The 20,382-nt window shown below is 50.2% G+C and carries 13 protein-coding genes and 1 pseudogene; 13 read left to right on the top strand and 1 reads right to left on the bottom strand.

All coding sequences use genetic code 11. The features are described from left to right. Positions 1-49 precede the first annotated feature (49 nt). The 4 genes from O9H32_RS26420 to O9H32_RS26405 all read left to right on the top strand — a co-directional run bounded on the left by O9H32_RS26420 (position 50) and on the right by O9H32_RS26405 (position 4,233). A complete protein-coding gene (locus O9H32_RS26420; RefSeq protein WP_269869124.1) occupies positions 50-757 on the top strand; it encodes a response regulator transcription factor in 708 nt (235 codons plus the stop codon). Between the two features lie 295 nt (positions 758-1,052). Beyond that, positions 1,053-2,354: an NAD(P)/FAD-dependent oxidoreductase gene (locus O9H32_RS26415; RefSeq protein WP_269869123.1), complete on the top strand. Its 1,302-nt coding sequence runs from the start codon at positions 1,053-1,055 to the stop codon at positions 2,352-2,354. Then, the gene (sigJ, locus tag O9H32_RS26410; RefSeq protein WP_269869122.1) at positions 2,332-3,195 is read left to right on the top strand and encodes an RNA polymerase sigma factor SigJ; all 864 of its coding nucleotides are present in this window, start codon (positions 2,332-2,334) and stop codon (positions 3,193-3,195) included. Before O9H32_RS26415 ends, sigJ begins: the two co-directional genes overlap by 23 nt. Before the next feature lie 198 nt (positions 3,196-3,393). Then, positions 3,394-4,233, top strand: coding sequence for a class I SAM-dependent methyltransferase (locus tag O9H32_RS26405; protein ID WP_269869121.1), 840 nt, complete (start codon positions 3,394-3,396; stop codon positions 4,231-4,233). Between the two features lie 117 nt (positions 4,234-4,350). Here the strand turns inward: O9H32_RS26405 and O9H32_RS26400 are convergent, their stop codons facing one another. Then, on the bottom strand, positions 4,351-4,995 hold the full coding sequence (locus tag O9H32_RS26400) for a nitroreductase family protein (RefSeq protein WP_269869120.1): 645 nt from the start codon (positions 4,993-4,995) through the stop codon (positions 4,351-4,353). 320 nt (positions 4,996-5,315) lie between these two features. Between O9H32_RS26400 and O9H32_RS26395 the strand changes: the two genes are divergently transcribed. The 9 genes and pseudogenes from O9H32_RS26395 to O9H32_RS26355 all read left to right on the top strand — a co-directional run bounded on the left by O9H32_RS26395 (position 5,316) and on the right by O9H32_RS26355 (position 20,370). After that, positions 5,316-6,665, top strand: a complete 1,350-nt coding sequence (locus tag O9H32_RS26395; protein ID WP_269869119.1) for an aminotransferase-like domain-containing protein — start codon at positions 5,316-5,318, stop codon at positions 6,663-6,665. A gap of 98 nt (positions 6,666-6,763) precedes the next feature. Next, positions 6,764-7,108 (top strand): annotated as a pseudogene (locus O9H32_RS26390) (ABC transporter permease subunit); the annotation flags it as partial. Positions 7,109-7,341: 233 nt separating this feature from the next. Beyond that, complete coding sequence (locus O9H32_RS26385) at positions 7,342-10,551, top strand: Ig-like domain-containing protein (RefSeq protein WP_269869118.1); 3,210 nt, start codon at positions 7,342-7,344, stop codon at positions 10,549-10,551. A 189-nt stretch (positions 10,552-10,740) separates the two neighbouring features. Further along, positions 10,741-12,606, top strand: a complete 1,866-nt coding sequence (locus O9H32_RS26380) for a polysaccharide deacetylase family protein (RefSeq protein ID WP_269869117.1) — start codon at positions 10,741-10,743, stop codon at positions 12,604-12,606. A 511-nt stretch (positions 12,607-13,117) separates the two neighbouring features. Beyond that, the gene (locus O9H32_RS26375; protein ID WP_269869116.1) at positions 13,118-14,926 is read left to right on the top strand and encodes a sensor histidine kinase; all 1,809 of its coding nucleotides are present in this window, start codon (positions 13,118-13,120) and stop codon (positions 14,924-14,926) included. Continuing rightward, a complete protein-coding gene (locus O9H32_RS26370) occupies positions 14,919-16,496 on the top strand; it encodes a response regulator transcription factor (RefSeq protein WP_269869115.1) in 1,578 nt (525 codons plus the stop codon). Before O9H32_RS26375 ends, O9H32_RS26370 begins: the two co-directional genes overlap by 8 nt. Positions 16,497-16,531: 35 nt before the next feature. Next, positions 16,532-18,220 (top strand): ABC transporter substrate-binding protein, encoded by a 1,689-nt coding sequence (locus tag O9H32_RS26365; RefSeq protein WP_269869114.1) that lies wholly within the window; start codon positions 16,532-16,534, stop codon positions 18,218-18,220. Positions 18,221-18,504: 284 nt separating this feature from the next. Then, entirely contained in the window at positions 18,505-19,464 is a 960-nt protein-coding gene (locus O9H32_RS26360) for an ABC transporter permease (RefSeq protein ID WP_269869113.1), read from the top strand. Between the two features lie 12 nt (positions 19,465-19,476). Continuing rightward, positions 19,477-20,370 (top strand): carbohydrate ABC transporter permease, encoded by an 894-nt coding sequence (locus O9H32_RS26355; protein WP_269869112.1) that lies wholly within the window; start codon positions 19,477-19,479, stop codon positions 20,368-20,370. Positions 20,371-20,382 lie beyond the last annotated feature (12 nt).

The raw sequence follows: 20,382 nt of genomic DNA, 5'->3' as shown, positions 1-20,382 counted from the left end.
GAGGGAATGCATCCGCTCGTCAGCATCACGGAAAGGATGGGGAGTCGAAATGAAAGTACTGGCTGTTGACGATGAGCCGCTGATCCTGAGCGGGTTGGTTAAAATTATACAGGAAGTAGCGCCCCTCGGGACCGAGGTCCGCAAAGCGGCGAATGCCTATGAAGCGCTTGATACGATGAAGGATTATATGCCCGATGTAACCATTACAGATCTGAACATGCCCGAGAAAAACGGCTTTGAACTGATTGAAGAGGCCAAACTCGGCGGGTGGTGCGACCGCTTTATTATCCTGACAGGTTACGGTGAATTTGAATATGTGCGCAGAGCGCTTCGTACTGGTGTAGTTGACTATCTGTTAAAGCCGATCGACAAGAATGAAATCGCATCGCTGCTTGGACATATAAGGGAAGAGCTGCCGAACGAATCTGACACCGAGTATTCAATCCATGCCAAACGCATTCTCACCTATATCCAAATTCACTTCAGAAAAGACCTGTCATTGGATCATCTTGCCGAACGTATGAATCTTCATCCTAACTATATCAGCAGCTTGTTTAAAAAAGAAACCGGCCATACGTTTGTAAATTACCTGAATATGCTGCGCATTCAAGCGGCTCAAGAGCTGCTGATGTCGAGCACCGAGCTCTCCGTCAGCGCGATCGGCCAGCAGGTCGGATATGACAGCAAGCATTATTTCTCGAAGGTATTCAAGAAATATACAGGCACTACTCCAGGTGCTTACCGGAATCACGAATAGAAGAGTGAAGGGATGAGCGTTGAATGTGGGAGTGGGGAATGGCGGCCACTTCGGCGATATGAAAGGAATGCTATCTGGGAACGTTAGTTGAACGATCTAGGAGCAGTTTGCCGCGGCAGCTGCTTCATTTTTTCATTTAAGGAGCGGGCAGCAAATGGTCTCTCCATAGAGGGAGGATAGTTGAATATTATTTCCGGTGAACCGAAGAGATTTCCCTTACATTTTTTTAGCTTTGCTGTCACAATTCACATCCCTTGCCCGACATATAGGTAAAATTTGAAAGGGATGATGAGCGATGCAAAAGGTTGATGTGGTCGTAGTTGGTGGAGGGATTGCGGGTTTAACCGCCGCAATTTACGCAGCCATAGCCGGGAAACAAACGATGGTCATTGAAAAACAGTATCGAGTAGGCGGCCGGGCCATTTCCAATAAGAAAAAAGGGGCTAACTTCAATTTGGGCGTGCATGCCTTGTATAAGGGAGAGGCATACGATACATTCCGGGAATTGGGACTGACCCTGCAAGGAAACCAACCTTCGATTGATGCCTACGGCATCTGGAAAGGGAAGTTGAAACCATTGCCTATGGATATGAAGTCCTTGTTTACGACCCCGTTGCTGTCTTGGAAAGGAAAGATGGAGTTTGCTTCCTGTCTAATGAAACTTTCAAAAGCGGATACTCGTCCATTTGACCGGATCAGTATCCGCCAATGGGTCGAAGGGAATTTGCGGGATCCCATGGTGCGCAATATCTTTTATTCGTTACTTCGTACAGCCAGTTATGTGGCAGGGCCGGATTTGCCAGCCGCGGGTCCTGTGTTAAAACAGCTGCAGAATGCCCTTAAAGGCGCGTTGTACCTGGATCGTGGCTGGGGCGAATTGATCGAGGAATTGCGAAAAAAAGCATTCGACCTGGGGGTGCGATTAGTAACAAATACCAAAGTCTCGTCCATCGATACCCGTGACGGGATCGTGCGGCAGGTTCTCTGTGAAGACGGAACGAAAATCGATACACACTATGTTATCCTTGCCACATCACCTTCTATCGCAAATGAGCTGGTGCCCTTTGCAGAAAAAACCGCCCTTCATACCTGGAAGGAACAGGCGATTGAAGTCACCGCGGCTTGCCTGGACGTGGCCTTAAAACGACTTACCAAGCCTAACCAACAATTTGCTTACGGGATTGATCAGACCGTGTTTCTTACCAATCAATCACGTGCGGCTTATCTAAGTGACGATGGCGCGCAAGTCATATCGCTCATTAAGTACCAAGGGATAGAAACTGACCCGGATAAAGATTTGCGCGAACTGGAAGGTTTACTGGATTTGATGCAGCCGGGTTGGCGAAAAGAATTGATTGTCAAGCAATATCTTCCTAAAATAACGGTTTGTCATGACTTTATGCATGTCAAACGTCTCGAGAATCCCGGCCCTGCTGTCCCGGAAATACAAGGATTATACGTAGCAGGGGAATGGGTGTCCCACGGTGAACTATTGGTTAATGCCGCGACGGCAAGCGCCAAAAGAGCCATACAACACATGCTCTCCCTTGAGGGGAAGGAGAGGAATCCCTTTTATGAGCACAGAGGAATTATATAAACGTTATAAAACGGAGCTGTTTTCGTTAGCCTATCGAATGCTCGGCAGCGTCATGGATGCAGAAGATATTGTACAAGATGCCTTTTTGAGCTATGACGGACTGTCTGACGTCGAGACCATTCGAAACGAAAGGGCATTCTTATACAGAATCGTAACGTGCCGCTGTCTCGATCTTCTGCGCTCGTCATCGAAAAAACGGGAAATGTACGTCGGTCCATGGCTTCCTGAGCCCCTGATTGGAAGAGGAGATTCGGGCGACGATCCTTCCAATAAGTATTTGCGGGCGGAGTCGATTTCCACGGCTTATCTGCTGCTTCTACAGCAATTGAGTGCTAAGGAACGGGCGGTCTTTCTTCTTCGAGAGATTTTTCATTATTCGTTTGAAGAGATTTCCGATATCGTTGGGAAAAGCAGTGCGAATTGCCGGCAAATTTTCCACCGCGCCAAAAAAAGCATCCATTTCGACCCGGACAAACAACCATCGGTCTCCATTGCGGAGGAGAAGATTAAAGAGTTTGTGAACTCGCTTTTGCAGGGAAATACGACGAAGCTTCTCGAACTGGTTAGTGAAAATGTTGTGTTCTACTCGGACGGCGGAGGCAAAGTAAGAGTGGCGCAAGTGCCTGTTATCGGGTTTGAGAAAGTGCTGAAGCTGCATCAAAATTTGATCAGCATGCATGGGGATAAAATTGCGTATTCGTTCCTTATGGTGAATGGGCTCCCTGGAATTCGCATTCGCTTGGATGTAGGAATTCAATATGTTTATTCTTTTGCTTATCGAGATCACAAGATCGAAGCGATCTATAATGTCGCCAATCCGGCAAAGTTAAGGCATCTATAATTTCCATTCCCCCCCCCCAACTACCGACAGTGTTGCTTCCACCGGACGGCCGCTCACCTTCTCATCCAATCCGCTGATTATGTTCCTTCAGTTAAAGAATTGATGCAGTTTTCCTTGAACGCAAGGTCTGCATCAATTATTTTTTTATGAATTTTATCGTGACTCACATTTCAAAACTGTTGACTTGGAGGAACGCATATGAATGAGAAATGTATTAATGTAAACAATCTTACAAAAGTAGAGGAGACAATGTTTATCACGTTGTATGCGAGGGCATTGGACTATAGATCAAAGAATCCGATCCTATTTGATAAAACAGCTCAAAAAATAGTCGACCACCTTGATTACGATTTTAAAAAATTGAAAGTAACAAAGGAGAAATATAATACAGCCATCAGGACCAAAGAACTGGATGACCGGATAAAGAGGTTTATTGCCAGAAATGCCGGTGCAGTAGTTCTGGACCTGGGCTGCGGCTTAGATAGTAGGGTGCTAAGAGTCCATCCGCCGGATGAGGTAAGTTGGTACGATGTTGATTTTCCCGAGGTGATCAAGCTGCGTAAACACTTTTATACAGAAAGAAGCGGATATCATATGATAGGTGCTTCGCTGCTTGACGCCAACTGGCTAAGCGGGATACCTTCGGATCGCCCTGTGATTATAGTCGCAGATGGAGTTTTGCCGTTCATTGGGGGAGAGGACATAAAAGAGCTTTTTAATAGATGTACAAACTATTTTCATTGTGGAGAAATAGCTTTCAACGGCTACACTACATTAGCAGTAAAATTGATGAAAAATACTCCTTCAATTAAAGCGATTGGAATTGAAGCTAATATGGGATTTGATGATCCAAGGGAACCGGAAATCTGGTCCCCTCGGTTAAAATTAGCGGAGGAGGCATTCCTGATTGAATCGTCATACGCCTCAAAAATGCCATTAGGATTCAGAATTTTGTCAAAATGGATGTCACTAAGTCCTAATCTGAAAAGAGAAGGCGGGAGGATTCTGCGATACAAGTTCTGCTGGAAATGCCGATAAATTCGTAGGTAGTGATATACGATCCAAAAAATACCTCAGGAATGGATCGCATAAAAGAAAAGACACTACCTACATGTACATGCAGCGTCTTTTTGTAATCAATGGAACCGCCTCGAATCAGAACCCGTTCCACACAATCGTCTGCTCCGCCGGGAAACGGGTGGTCGGCCGGGCCGGTTTAACCGCTCTGCCGACGGCTACAAGCAGGACCGGAATGTAACGCGAAGGGACGTTGAAAGCTTTGACGAAGGCATCGGCGTCGAAGCCGACCATCGGGCCTGAGTCGAGCCCTTTCGCTTTCGCGGCCAGCATGAGCTGCATGGCGGCGAGCGAAGCGTTGCGAATGGCTTCATCCCGCCGGTATGTGGGGGAAGCGTTCGCATATGCAGATTCGATTTGCTCGATCATGACCGGGTAAGAGGAATAACCCGCGTATGCGTCGTCAAGTCCGGCCTGGACGGCGGGTTTGAACACGGCTTCGGCATTCCGGTTGGCCTCCAGATCCCCGAGGATGGCGACGGTAACGGAAGCGTCGACGACTTGCTTTTGGCCATTCGCGATAGGACGCAGTTTCTCCTTGGCTCCTGACTCGGTAAAGGCGATGAACTTCCAATGCTGAAGATTCCAAGACGACGGGGCGCTGCCCGCGATTTCCAGAAGCTCTTTGATTTCTTGTTCGCCGAGTTTGTAAGAGGGATCAAAGTACCGGACGGAATGACGTTCACGGAATACGGATACAAAATCGGCTTGTATGGATGACATGTTTCATCGACTCCTTTGATTGATTGTGCAATGCTTAAGCCTCATCTGGCTTTTCCATGGCTGGGATGGCGGTCTTGCGATTCCGTTTTTTGGAGAGACCTCGCTCGACCGAAACAATTGGTTCCCATGACTCCCGCTACAATCATACAAAAGCGATTTCTATCTGACTGTAGGTAAAGCTTGGATCGTGTTCGCGAACTTGAATCCGTTAATTGACATGGTAAGCTGAATTGCCGGTTGGAACAATATCGTCTTTTTAAAAGTGTATCGATACAGTTGCCCGAACAGTAAAGAATGACTAGAGGAAGCGAGGAAGAGGAATGAAAAAATATGTGGATATTCTCTCCGATATGGAGAAAAAAATAGCCGAAGGGAATTTCGCTTCGGGTCAAAAGCTGCCATCCGTCCGCAATGCGGCGAAGCTGTACGGCTGCAGCGTCAGCACGATTACGCGGGCTTACGCGGAACTCGAGAAGTGCCACGCGATATACTCCATCGCACAAAGCGGCTATTACGTGGTGGAAAAGCCGGAGGGCCGTTCCGACGGTATGGAGAGCAGGACGATCGATTTTGCCGCTACGTCGCCGGATCCCAGCGTGTTTCCGTATTTGGATTTCCAGATCTGCGTGAACAAAGCGTTGGATACTTACAAATACGATCTGTTCACCTGCGGCGATGCGAAGGGGCTGAAAACGCTTCGTCAAACGCTCGTTACCCATTTGGCCGACGACCAAGTGTTTGCCGAGCCGGAACGGATCGTGATCATGTCGGGTGCTCAGCCCACGCTCGAACTGCTTGCCAAAATGCCGTTCCCGAATGGGAACTCGGTCATTCTGGTTGAACAGCCGAGCTATGATATTTATTTGCGGTTCTTAGAAGCGGAGGGCATTCCGGTAGGCGGAATCGCCCGTACGGCGGCGGAGATTGATTTGCGGGAGCTGGAGGACAAATTTAAGTTTGGCCGAATTAAGTTTTTCTACACCATGTCGAGGCACCACAGTCCGCTGGGTACCTCGTACAGCGTGGAGGAGAGAAAAGCGATCGCCAGGTTGGCGAGCAAATATAACGTATACGTTGTGGAGGACGATTACATGGCCGATTTGGGCGAAGAACCGGGTATGGATCCCATTTATGCCTATAACGGATCATCCCACGTCGTCTATGTGAAAAGCTTCTCGAAAATCGTTTTCCCGGGACTCCGGATCGGCGCCGTCGTATTGCCGGAAAAGCTGCTGAAGACGTTCGACGAATACAAAAGGTACGCGGACACCTCGCAGCTGTCCCAGGCGGCGCTCGAGGTGTATATTAAAAGCGGCATGTATGAGCGGCATAAGCGCAAAATCAGCAGCCAATATGCAGCCCGGATCCGCGCTCTGAACGAGGCGGTGCGGAAGTATAACCAGGAGGGGCTCATCCAAATACCGGATGTCCGCTACGGTGTGTTCGTGCAGTTCAAGGTGCCGCAAACGGTCAATCTTGAACGTCTGATGAACCGGCTCGCGGCAAGGGATATCCATGTCGCTTCCGGCAAGCCGTTTTATTTGTCGGATCATTTGAAGCGGGAGAAGTTTTTGCGGATCAGCATCGCGCGGGCGAAGCCCGAACAAATCGAGGAGGGGGTCAGGGCGATAGTGGAGGAAGTGAGACAGGAAGCCCGGCACCCGGCTTAAATAGCATCGCCGCCGCAAGCACGCGACGGCGTTTTTGAAGTAAGTAAGAATAGCCTGGTAAAGACATCTGGCTGTATTACAAATATTATTGCCAGGAAATCGATGGAGCAGGTATGGGGACGACGTTCTCCCGAATCATGCTCCCGAACGCGCTCCCCGCGATTATCACCGTGTTGCTCTTTTCGTTCGTGTGGCAATGGAATGATAGCTTCTTTACGACAACGTATTTGTCTTCAGGCAAGGTTATGTCCGTGCAATTGGCTGCGCTGCCCTATAATCTATCCGGAATTACGGACGGGGTTTCATCCCAGTCGGACCCTTTCTATTTGAGTATGGTGCAGGATACAGGCATCCTGTTGGCGATCCTCCCGCTTATCCTCATGTACTTCTGCGTGCAGCGATACTTCGTTGTAGGGATTGAGCGTACAGGTATTGTCGGTTAAGGCCAAACGCTACCCCCGATTAATGACCGGCTAATGACGCACGGTATGGATCGGGAGTTGCTTTCTTATGGGCATTGGGACATGAGGGCGATGGACAGACTAATATACATATTTTTTAATATGATTTTTAGTTGTGTTTTCTGGGTATTCGTCGAATATCGTTTTCAATATGATTAGATCAACGCAGTGACAGCGTTTACAATATGATAGTCAGAAGGAGGACAATAAAGGACATGAAAAAAAAGAAAAAGTGGCTGGCTGTGCTGACGGCCGCCGCGTTGACGGCAAGCACGGGCTCTTCGTTGACAACGATTCCCGGCAAGGCATTCGCAGCGGATTCGATCGCAAGCGAAGCTGTACGGCCGGACATCGTGCCAGTGAAAACGCAAGCCTATGAATGGGGCAGGGTGAAGATCGTCGGCGGCGGACTCATTACGGGCATCATTTATAACCCGACGGAGAAGGATCTCATCTATGCCCGTACGGACATGGGGGGCGCCTATCGCTGGGACCCGGCGACCAAGACGTGGATTCAGCTGCTGGAGTGGCTGAACATGGAAGACTGGAACCTGTCGGGCGTGGAGAGTCTGGCAACCGACCCTGTCGATCCGAACCGCGTCTACATTGCGGCCGGGACCTACTCGAACGATTGGGTGCAATCGAACGGTTACATTCTTCGTTCGAAGGACCGGGGACAAACGTGGGAGAAGACGGAAATGCCGTTCAAATTCGGCGGCAACATGCCCGGCCGGACCATGGGTGAACGACTGGCTGTCGACCCGAACGATAACCGGATCCTCTATTTGGGAGCCCGCAACGGCAACGGGTTGTGGAAGAGCGAGGACTATGGAGCGACATGGCATAAGGTGAGCAGCTTCATTGCAGTCGGCGACGTGGAGGATGGTTACGGCGGTAAAGTCGGTCCTGTATGGATCGCCTTCGATCCTTCAACGGGCTCTGCGGGCCATGCGACGCAGACGATTTATGCCGGTTTGGCGGACACGCAGACGAGCATTTACAAGTCGGTCGATGGCGGGGTTACCTGGGAACCGGTTGCGGGCCAGCCGAAGCAGGGATTCCTGCCCCACCACGCAACGCTGGGTTCGAGCGGTATGCTGTACGTAACGTACAACTCGGAGATCGGACCGTTCACCGCCGGCAGCGGTTCGGTATGGAAGTTGGATACGAAGACGGGTGAGTGGTCGGACATCAGCCCGGGCGGAGCCGGCGACACCAGCAATCCGTACGGCGGTCTTGCCGTCGACGCTCAGCATCCCGATACGCTGATGGTTACGACGCTGAACAAATGGTGGCCTGATAACCAGTTTTACCGTAGTACGGACGGCGGACAAACATGGAAACCATTTTGGGAGTTCACCTCGCATCCGAAGCGCGACAACCGGTACACGATCGATTATTCGATCTCGCCATGGCTCGATTGGGACATTCAGCGCGATCCGGAGACCGATCCGGTAACCTCGCCAACGCTTGGCTGGGGGATCGGCGACCTGGAGATCGATCCGTTCAACTCCGACCGAATCATGTACGGTACCGGGGCGACGCTGTACGGCTCCGAGGACATGACCGATTTCGACAAGGGCGAGAAAATCGGGATCTCCGTCATGGCTAACGGGATTGAAGAGAATGGAATTCTAGCCTTGATTAGTCCTTCATCCGGAGCGCCGTTGATCAGCGGGATGGGCGATATCGGCGGTTTCCGCCATGCAGACTTGAATACGTCGCCGCATATGATCAGAAATCCTTATTTGAATTCCACCCTCGATATGGACTACGCGGAGACGAATCCGAACTTGATCGTGCGGGTCGGACATACACAGTCGGACATCGTCGAGCGGATGGGGGTATCGACGGACAACGGCGTCATCTGGACGCCGGCGACCAATCCCTGGCAGGCGGGAGTGCCCATCAACTACAACACGGGCGGAGGATATGTGGCGGTCGGCGCGAACTGCCATACGATCGTATGGGCTCCGAATCTGGATGGTAACGGCGAATTCCCGGTAAGCTTCACGACCGACCTTGGCAAGACGTGGACGGCCTCGAAAGGCATTCCGCATGGTGCGATGGTCTCTTCGGACCGCGTCAATCCGGACAAATTCTACGGTTTCCTTGACGGGACGTTCTATGTCAGCACGGATGGCGGCGCCAACTTCTCGGCTACGGCAGCTTCCGGGCTGCCGAAAAATCTGAATGGCAAGTTCAAGGCTGCTCCTGAGGCCGAGGGCGATATCTGGCTTGCCAGCTCGGAAGGATTGTTCCGTTCGACGGATTCGGGAGCGAGCTTCAAGAAAGTAAACGGCATCAGCGAGGCTATGTCCGTCGGTTTCGGTAAAGAAGCGCCGGGCAAAACGCATAAAACGATCTATGCCGGCTTGAAAGTGAACGGCGGCAAGTACGGGTTCTACCGTTCGGAGGACGAGGGAACGAGCTGGATCCGCATGAATGACGATCAGCATCAATTCGCGAATGCAGTCGGGACGATTACGGGCGATGGACAAGTGTACGGCCGGGTATATATCGGAACGAACGGTATGGGCATCGTGCGCGGCGATATGAAACAGGATGCGGCGGTGCAAGGGTTCCATGTGAACGATTTGACGGTTGAGGCCGGTAAATCGGCTGCACTGGCTCCGGTATTCGACGGCGGCGCATCCAGCCGTCCGGTCGTCTGGTCATCGAGCGACGAATCCGTTGCGAGCGTCTCGGGAGACCAGGTAACCGGACTGAAGCCGGGGACGGCCGCGATCGCCGCTGTAAGCGCGGATGGCCAATATGCCGCCACGGCAGTCGTCACCGTCATGCCGGCAATCACGCAGAGCAACGGCAAGATCCATGCCGAGCCGACTGTGAACGCCGATGGAACCGCATCCGTATCCTTAGGCGGGGACATCGTGCGGAACGCGATTGAGCAGACGCCGGACAAGAAGGTGACCGTCGAGGTGAAGCCGCTGGCAGACGTCAAAGCCGTGAGAGTCGAAATGCCGGCCCAGTCGCTTTCTTATGCGGACGAGCGCGGTGTCAAAACGATCGCGGTCGACAACGGACTTGCCGTCGTCTCGATTGATCCGAAGCTGGTACGCGGAACCCGTCCGTCGCCAGCTGCCAGCGTTGCGGTTCAAGTCGGCATCGTGGATGCAAGCACGCTTCCAGGTGACATGCGGAGCAAGCTGGGCGACAGCAGGGTGCTCGACTTCAGCTTGACAGATGCCGGGAAGCCGGTGACGAAATTCGACGGCAACGACGTCCGCGCGGCGATCGGCTATACGCTTAAGGACAGCGAGAAACCGAACCGGGTTAAACTCTATTATTTGAACGATAACGGAAAACTGGAAATCATAAAAAATGCGAATTACAATCCGAAAACGGGCAATGTCGAGTTCAAAGCGAAGCGGCTCGGCAAATACGCAGTCAAGTATAACTAAGTCATCCTTATAGACGTTTGGGCTGTCCCAAAGTAGAATGAACCTGCTTGGGGACAGCTATCAATCGACACTATCCTAAAGGCCTGCAGCAAGAAATGCGCCTAAAGGTATCAAGCAAAAGCTATCGCTATGGAAAGGAAGGTTTAGTTCAATACGCATACTACAGTACAACGAAAGGAATGACATCAAATGAAAAGAATTTTTTCATTGTTCATAGCTCTCTTAATTCTTTTGCCTCCATTAGCGATGGTGCCGCATACTGCATCGGCGGCACCATCAGCCCCATATGTTGTGAATTACAGCGGTAGTAATAATCTATCTCAAAGTAATGATTCCACCGTTGTACCTGGAAGCACCGGTGTTGCCTCCCAGAGATTTGTTGTTTCAGGGAGCGGCTGGAACGGGGCCTTTTACACGGATTGGGGCACACATGATGTATCTGCTTACAATACGTTAGATTTTTGGGTAAAAGGAGGAGCTGGCGGCGAAGCTCTTTCCATGAATGTTAGCGATGGGACGAATAGTTATACCGCAAACATCCAAACACCTTCCGATGCATCCTGGAAGCACGTCTCCATTGATTTCTCTGCTATGACCGGAGTTGATTTTACTAAGTGGAAATCAATTATATTTACCTGTAATACGAGTACTGTTAATACGACGTTCTATATGAATAACGTTCAGTTCTCATACGCAGATCCCTACACTGGACCACAAATAACAGTCGTGCCCTGGAATGGAGCACAATCAGCAATATCTCTTACCTTTGATGATGGTGTGGATTCGCAGCTTGATTATGCGGTCCCGGCTTTAAATGCAAAAGGCATGCAGGCTACGTTTTTTATAACGGAAACGGCAATCACGGGTAGCCGAAAAGAGGATTGGAAAAAACTCCCTTTGGCTGGCCATGAAATTGGAAACCATTCCAAACATCACTATGAACCAAGTGCCAATCCAACCCAGCCCTACCAAAGGACTTATGACGATACTTTAGGCTATGATGAAACGGTCGCTGCTCAAACAGAGATTGCACAAGCGATGGGCTCAAAAGTTGTAACTTATGCCTATCCTTACACGAATAATGATCCCTATCTTGTCAAATACCTGAAAGATACGCACCTTTCAGCAAGAGGGGGTTGGGGTAACGGAACTTACTATATGAAACCATCAGACACCCCCGATTGGATGAATATCTCTTCCCTGTTTACATGGGAGGAGGGAAGCTTCAATACGGACTACAAGGGTTGGGTAGATCATGCAATAAGCCAAGGAGCCTGGACAGTAATTACGGCACATGATGTTGGTGGTACTGCTACTTCCTTGCCACTGGATCAGATGAATGCATTGATTAACTATTTGGATACCAAACGATCCAGCATCTGGATCGCCCCTTGCGGGGCGGTAAGCGGCTACTGGAGGGCGCAGAAAACAATCGAAAGCCTTACACCAAATCCGACTTTAACCGGAACGAGTTACAATTGGAACGTTCCAGCCTCCTTCCCCAATAATATCAATCTAAAGGTGAAGCTAAAGAACGGGGATGGTTATCAGGTCGTACAAAATGGTCAAGTCATTCAACCTGATGCAGGCGGTAATTATACGATCTCCTTTGGTGCCAAGTCACTTGAATTGGAGCGTAAGCCATATGCTGTAAAGTACAGCAATTCGAATAACCTAACAGCAAGTACGGACGCTACGGTTGTACCCGGAAAGACCGGTGTCGCTTCACAGAAGTTTGTCTATGCAGGAAGCGGCTGGAACGGGGCTTTTTATACGAATGATTGGGCCTCACATGACGTATCTGCTTACAATACGTTAGACTTTTGGGTGAAAGCGGGAGCTGGAGGCGTAACGCTTTCCATGTATGTTAGCGATGGGACGAATGGTTATTCCATAAACATACAAACGCCTTCCGATGCTTCATGGAAACATGTTTCTATTCCTCTAGCCACTATGACTGGGGTCAATTTCACGAAATGGAAAACAATTACGGTTACCAGTGTTACCACTCCAGCTACGTTCTACATGAATAACGTCCAGTTCTCTCGCACGTAGATCCAGGAACCAGCTGACTTTAACCGGAAAATGCGAATGTTCTCCATCGTTAATACGCACGGTTTTATTGAAGGTAAAGTAGGTAAACTCAAATCCCCCTCCAAATGTATCGTTTGGAGGGTCTTGTCTTGCATCTGGTGCTGGGAACCGAATGAATGTCAGCCTTACAGATCCTGACGAAACTGTTGAATGTAGAAACCTAACAATTGGTAGCGGATTATGGTGAAAATAGTGTATATTAAATCTGCTACAACCAGGTACGAGACGTCCTCGACAGTCTAAAACAACAGATTCAGAGCTTGGAACAGCGGCCAAGCGCTCTCCTTGAGGGCTGTTCCAAACTCTGAAATCCGCTTAAAGGCGAAAGGGATAAGAAGCTATTATTTACGCTCTTCCCGTCCAGAAGAGCGAAACGCCGCTTTGTGTTGTAAGCGCCATCAAGCCAAGCTCTATCGTTGATAACGGAGCCATCCGCTCACGACTTACTCCTGCATCCGAAAGGAGACCTAGAATGGGAAGTATGATCCTAGCCGCCCTTAGGAAGACGAACAATATCAGGTTAAAGAACAAGATGGTCATTTCCATCGTCGCAGTGGTGTTCATCCCTGTTCTTCTCGTGGGCCTGATCTTGACCGCTTCCTACCGCCAGAATGTACTAGACCAAGCTACACAGCAAACCATGAACAACGTGGATAAGATTAAGAAGCACATAACGGATATTCTTCGCATGCCGATTGAAATATCGAACAAATTGCAAGTGGACGATCGGTTATCCAATTTGGTCAATGCCCGCTATGAGACTACCTTCGACTTGGTTACGGCCTATAGGGATTTTCGCTATTTCCGGGACTCCGTGCAGTTATACAAGGAAATCGATAACGTCCGCTTCTATACAGACCCTCCGCTGCCGATTAGCAACTGGGATTTTCTAAGCGCTGATGCGTCTGTCAAGAACTCGAACTGGTATCGGGAGGCGCTGGACAAATCCAGTTCGTTCATCGGTTGGCATTACATCAAGGACGAGACGAAAGAAAATCGCGCTTATCTCAGCCTCGTTCGGAGGATCGATTTTCCGCTGTACCGTTCCCATGGAGTACTGGTCATCAATTTGGACCAGGATGAACTGGGTGGGATTCTAAGCCAGGAACCGTTCGATACGATGATTATCGATGAGAAGGGCTCCATTGTCGCTGCCAAACAACCGCAATGGGTCGGACGGAATATTGAAAGCATGGATTTCGCCAAGGATCTGAGCGATCGGCGCGCTGGCGTCTACGATTTTAATTACGAGGGGAAGCCTTCGAAGATTGTGGTGGAAGAGGTGGTTCCGCCATTTAGCCGGAACGGGCTCAAAGTCATTTCGGTCTTTACGATCGACAGTATCGTGAGCGAAGCAAACCGGGTCAGCAAGTTGGGGTTCACCATCATTGCGGCCAGTTTGTCCATCGCGCTCGTGCTCATTTATTTCACCTCGTCTTTCTTGTCCCGCAGGCTGCTTCTGCTAAATCAGGTGTTGAACAAGGTCGCGATGGGGAATCTGAACGTCAAGTCGGAAGTGGATGGAACCGATGAAATCGGCACGTTATCCAGACAGTTCAACCATATGCTAGCCAGCATCCGCAGCTTGATGGAAGAAGTGAGAGAGTCCCATAGACAAAAAAATCTGCTGGAGCTGCGGCAGCGCGATATCAAGCTGAAGATGATGGCCAGTCAAATGAACCCGCACTTTCTGTTCAATGCGCTGGAATCCATTCGCATGAAAGCGTTCGCTAAAGGGGATGCGGAGATCTCCAATGTCGTGCATCTCTTGGGGAAACTGATGAGGCGCAGCATTGAAATCGGTGACCGCACAATCACGCTCCGGGAAGAGCTTGATATTGCGCGCTGCTATTTGGAGCTGCAGCAATTCCGGTTCGACGACGAACGATTGACCTACGAGCTCCATCTGGATCATTCGGCCATGAGCGTGGAGATTCCGCCGCTCCTCGTTCAGCCTCTAGTGGAAAATGCGGTGGTACATGGGCTGGAGGATGTTGAAGAAGGGGGAATTGTCATCATCGGCACGCGTGTAGAATCGGATCGAGTCGTGATTACGGTGGAGGATAACGGGTGCGGCATACCGGAAGGGAAATGGCGGGAAATCGAGCATTCCTTTCAGGATATGGAAGATGCCGATGAGCATCGGATAGGTCTTCGCAACGTGCATCAGCGCCTGATTCTGACTTACGGAGAAGGGTTCGGGCTAAAGCTGGACTGCTCGCCCGGATCCGGTACGCGCCTATCATTTTCCATACCGCTGGGAGGAAAGTTGCATGTATAAAGTGCTAGTGGTCGACGACGAGCCGGCCATCCGGAAGGGGCTTCTGAAAATTGTCGATTGGGAATCGCTTGGCTTCTGCGTGGTGGGAGACGTCTCAAACGGAATCAAAGCGGTTGCCCTCCATCGGGAGCTTTCTCCTGAACTGATCGTCATTGATATCCGGATGCCGCGCATGGATGGTCTTCAAGCGATCCGGGAGATTCGCAAGACGGATGGGGATTGCCAATTTCTGATCCTGAGCGGTTACGCTGATTTTGCCTACGCCAAGCAAGCCATGGAGATGGGGGTGAGCGGCTATGTGCTCAAGCCGATCGATGCACTGGAGCTAAAGGGTGAGCTGCTGCGCATCCGATCCAAACTGGACCAGCGGTCGGGTCACGCCAAATTGTCCGAATTCCATGTCAACGCGCTAAGGGAGGAACTGATCCTCAAGTTGATCGCGGCTGACCCGGAAGACGCTCCGGCGTTGGAAAGCGAACTGCTGCCCTTAACCAGTTTTGCAGGGAAATCCAAGCAGATTCTATTGGTTGAGGTGGAGGACATCTCTCAGGCAGGACTTGAGACTCTGGAGTCGGTTAAGACGAAATGGCTGGAAGCCGCGGAGGAAGAGGATCTCGGGTACGGGTTTCAGACCGGTCCGTATATCGGATTCCTTCTGAAGGGGGATCTGAACCGACCCTGCGTCAAAAGCGAATGGACCCGGCTTCTGCAGGACGCCTGCGGTCTTCAGGCAGGCTTTACTGCTGCTGCAGGACAGATTGTCTATAAACTTGCGGATATCCGTCAATCGTATGAAGACGCCTTAGGCGTGTTAAGAAATCGCTTCCTGCTTGCCGAAGGGCAGATCCATGCGGCGACGGAATCCGTCTTAAGCCGTACGGCGACGGAACCGAAGACACATGCTCTTCCGGATGTCGAGGCGCTCGCAACCAAGCTGTTCTACATGCTGGATATCGGCAGAGGCGAGGGGGTGGCGGAGACGCTGGAGGAAGCGGGAAGAGCGCTTGCGGCTTACGATTCTTCCGAAACCGCGATCAAGTCTGGCCTGGTACAAGTGTTGTCCGTGGCGCTGAGCAATCTGGCGGCTCTCCATCCGAGCGTCAATATCCAGGACTATGCGCCGCTACTGGCCGCGCTTTATCGACACACCCATTACGATAAGGCGCTCTGCGCCGCTCGGACCCAGCTCGTCGAACTGGCGGGAAGGCTGGGGGGGAACGGCAGCCTGCCTGTGGTCAAGCAAGTGATGGATTTTATCCAGCGTCATTATCATGAGAATTTAAAGTTGGAGACGATGGCGGAACTATTCAATTACCACAAGGGGTATTTGGGGAAAATGTTCAAGCAGCATACGGGCGACTCCTTCCACACCTACTTGGATAAAGTCCGTATTCAGCAAGCGATCCGGCTCCTCCGGGAAGGACACAAGGTCTACGAGGTCTCGGAGCGTGTCGGATATCCCAACGTGGATTATTTCCATAGCAAATTCAAGAAATATGTCGGGGCTCGCCCTTCTTCAATCAAAGGAACTCCTCCCAAGGCCAAGGCATTTTCACTGGAAACCACATAGTTGTGCATAGCGGGGGGGAGAGGAGGCAGCATTTCATGAAGGCCAGCAAAACAAAAGCGGCAAGCTTGTTCATGATCGGAACCCTTCTTGTAGCCGCCGGCTGCAGCGTCAGACCGGATTCCGATCGCTCCCGCAGCCTTGACGTACCGTCGAAGAAAGATCTCGCGCCCATGACGATCACTTTAGCATCGGGCGACAACAACCCGCTTTGGGATGACATGCAAAGCGAGGTCGGCAAGCTCATTACGGAAAAAACCGGCATCTCGATCAAAGCGCAATTCCCGGGCAATGACACGGACACGGATATGTTCGCGCTGATGGTGGCAAACAACGAATATTCGGACATGGTTGCGGCTAAAGTCAGCGTGGTCAAGCTGAAGGACGCCGGCGCATTGATCGATTTGACGCCGCTCATTGAAGCGCACGCGCCGAACATCAAGAAGCTCTATGGCGAATACATGAAACGGTTGCGTTGGAGCAAAGACGACCATGGCATTTATGTCCTGCCGACAGCGCCGGTCAACCAAACCTACTTCGAGGCAGGAAGCGGCTTCAAGCTTCAGCATGCCGTGCTGAAGGAGCTTGGCTATCCCCAGATCAAGACGGTGAAGGATTTCGAGCTTGCGCTCAAAACCTATTATAACAAGCACAAGACCACGGCCGACGGTCAACCGATCCTTCCATTGTCCCTGAACGGAGGGGAATGGCAGTTTTTGATCAGCGTCACCAACCCGGCTGTCGCAGCAACTGGCGCCTCGGATGATGGTGAATTTTATATCGATCCGGATACGTATGAGGCAAAATTGCATTACCTGCGCCGGGAAGAGAAGGAATACTTCCGATGGCTGAACCATATGCACGACATCGGTTTGCTGGACCCCGAGAGCTTCGTTCAGAAGGTTGGCCAGTACAGGGCGAAGATTGCAAGCGGCCGCGTTCTGGGACTCATCGATGCGGATTGGGACTTCGCAGGTGAAGTAGCTGCCTTGAAGAAGGAAGGCAAGATTGATCAAACCTACGCCCACTTCCCGGTTACACTTAATGAATCCTTCCAACGACATGACTTCCAGAGCACCGGTTACTTGGCGGGGATCGGCATCTCGATTACGAAGAGCGCCAAAGACCCGGTTCGCGTCATCCAATTTCTTGATTATCTAGCGTCCGACGAAGGGCAAGTGCTGGTCAACTGGGGAATCGAAGGCAAGCATTACAAGATGGAAAACGGGACACGCGTCATTCCGGAAGACATTTCGAAGATGAAAGTTCATGACAACTGGAGCTTTAGGAAAACGACCGGCGTAGATATGTATCGATTCGGACCAAGCTACGGAGATGGCGTGAAGGACCCAACAGGCAATTATTACACGCCTGTCTTCCCGGAACAAATCGAGAAGGAATACACGCAAGCAGACAGGGAGACATTGGCTGCGTACAAGGTCAAAAGTTACAAGCATCTGTGGCCGTCCGAGAAAGAATTCCCGGTCAAACCTTGGGGATCGGCATGGACCATCAACATGGAGACCGGCTCTGAAGCGAATATCATCTTTCAACAGTGCGAAGCCATTGTGAAGAAGCGCATCACCCAAGCCATTCTGTCAAAGCCGGAACAATTCGACGCCATATGGGATGACTTCATGAAGGAACTGGAGAAAGCAGGCGTCGAGAAGCTAAACGAAGCGTATACTAAGCTGGTGAAGGGCCGCGTGAAACTTTGGAATGAATAATTTTCATATCATGCTATTGAGGATACCTCCAACCGAGATGGGTTGGGGGTATTTTTCTATGGATTGAATAGTACGGATACCCGGAGTGCCTGGTGAGGGCAGGACTGTCGAATCCGAGTTCTAGTGCGGTTATGAAAGCGTTCGAAAGCATTTCTTTTGATATGATTTTAGGTTTACTCTAAAGGGTGCAAGGGAGTGGTCTCTACCGTTTATGATAAGTACAAATAAGAGATGGTAAGCTATCACATGTAAAGAGGAAGCTTACGAAGCTAGGAGGAGCATAGATGAAACCGCTAACAGCAGCTACCCCGGAAGCAGGATCGACGCTCAAAAGGAACCGGTTCTGGATCAAAGCATTCCAGCAGCGTTACTTGTACATGATGTCACTCCCATTCGTAGTTTGGATTTTTGTCTTCAGTTATGTACCTATATGGGGATGGCTGACCGCATTTCAAAATTACAAGCCGAAAGATTCCATTCTCGATCAGAAATGGGTCGGGTTTGATAACTTCATTGAATTATTCCACGATGAACGATTTTATCTTGTTATGCGAAATACGCTGGCCATGAGTACGATGGGACTCCTTGTAGGCTTCACGGTTCCGGTTATATTCGCCTTATTGTTAAATGAGATGAAAGGTCAGGTTTTCAAACGGTCGGTTCAAACGATTTCGTATTTGCCTCACTTTGTTTCATGGGTTGTCGTAGCCGGACTCGTCTATAAGATGCTTTCGACAGAAGGCGGAGCGGTGAACCAATTGCTCATGTGGCTTAACATTATCGACCAGCCTATTCAGTTTATGGCTAAAGGCAATTTGTTCTGGGTAATTGTAACCGCTTCAGATTTATGGAAGGAAGTGGGCTGGAACTCGATTGTTTTCCTGGCCGCGATGGCAGGCATCGATCCCGAGCTTTACGAAGCGTCAACGGTTGACGGCGCAGGCAGATTCCGCAAGATGTGGCATATTACGCTGCCTGGCATTCGTACCACCTTCATGGTCCTTTTCATCTTGTCGATTGGACACTTAATCAGTATTGGATTCGAGAAGCAATTCTTGCTTGGCAACCCTCTGGTATCTGATTATTCCGAGGTATTCGATCTGTATGCGCTCAAGTACGGAATTCAAATGAGCCGATATTCGTACGGTACGGCAATCGGTATCGTTAATTCCATAGTCAGCATCCTGCTCGTGTTTATCGCGAACGGAATATACAAGAGAGTTACCAAAGAAACCGTCATATAGGAGGCGCGACTTATGCGAGGCGTTGTTCAAAAAAATATTGGCGATAAAATATTTGACCTATTCATCTATGTATTCATGACGGTGGTAGCCATTGTAACCTTATATCCATTTTTAAACGTACTCGCGATTTCATTTAACGATTCGGTAGATACCGTACGAGGCGGTCTGACGATTTACCCGCGAGAATTTACCTTGAAAAACTATGAAACGATATTCGGTTTTGAGGGCTTGGTTACCGGCTTTAAAAACTCCGTCATCCGCACGGTTGTCGGTACGGCAATCGGGGTTGTGGCAGCTTCCATGATGGCTTACACGTTAAGCCGTCCTGATTTTCAGGCCAGAAGATGGATGTCCGTTATGTTCGCGCTCACGATGTATTTCTCAGGCGGACTCATTCCGGGCTTCCTTTTGATGAAACACTTAGGCTTGATCGGTACCTTTTCCGTTTACATCATTCCTGCACTGCTCAGCGTGTGGAACGTGTTCGTTATCCGCTCGTATATCGACGGACTTCCGTATGCGCTTCAAGAATCCGCGAAAATTGACGGCGCGAGTGATTGGACGATATTTTGGAGAATTATTCTTCCGCTTTGTCAACCCGTATTGGCGACAGTCGCATTGTTCATTGCGGTCGGACACTGGAATTCCTGGTTTGATACGTACTTGTTCAATAACAGGAGTCCGGAAAATACGACGCTGCAGTTCGAGCTGATGAAGGTGCTGTTATCTACGCAGACGGGCAGCGATTACCGCGACCCGAACGCACAGCAAGCGATGGCGGCGGTTTCGCCCGAATCCATTAAGATGGCGATTACGATCGTCGTTACCGTACCCATCTTGCTCGTATATCCATTCCTTCAAAAGTATTTTGTCAAAGGAATGACACTTGGCGCAGTAAAAAGCTAATTTGGGATAGTA

Origin of the sequence: Paenibacillus caseinilyticus, from assembly GCF_027533645.1 — a bacterium.
Taxonomy (GTDB): Bacteria; Bacillota; Bacilli; order Paenibacillales; family NBRC-103111; genus Paenibacillus_G; species Paenibacillus_G caseinilyticus.
The sequence above is the reverse complement of the archived record's forward strand: the minus strand, read 5'-3'. Positions and strand labels throughout refer to the sequence as shown.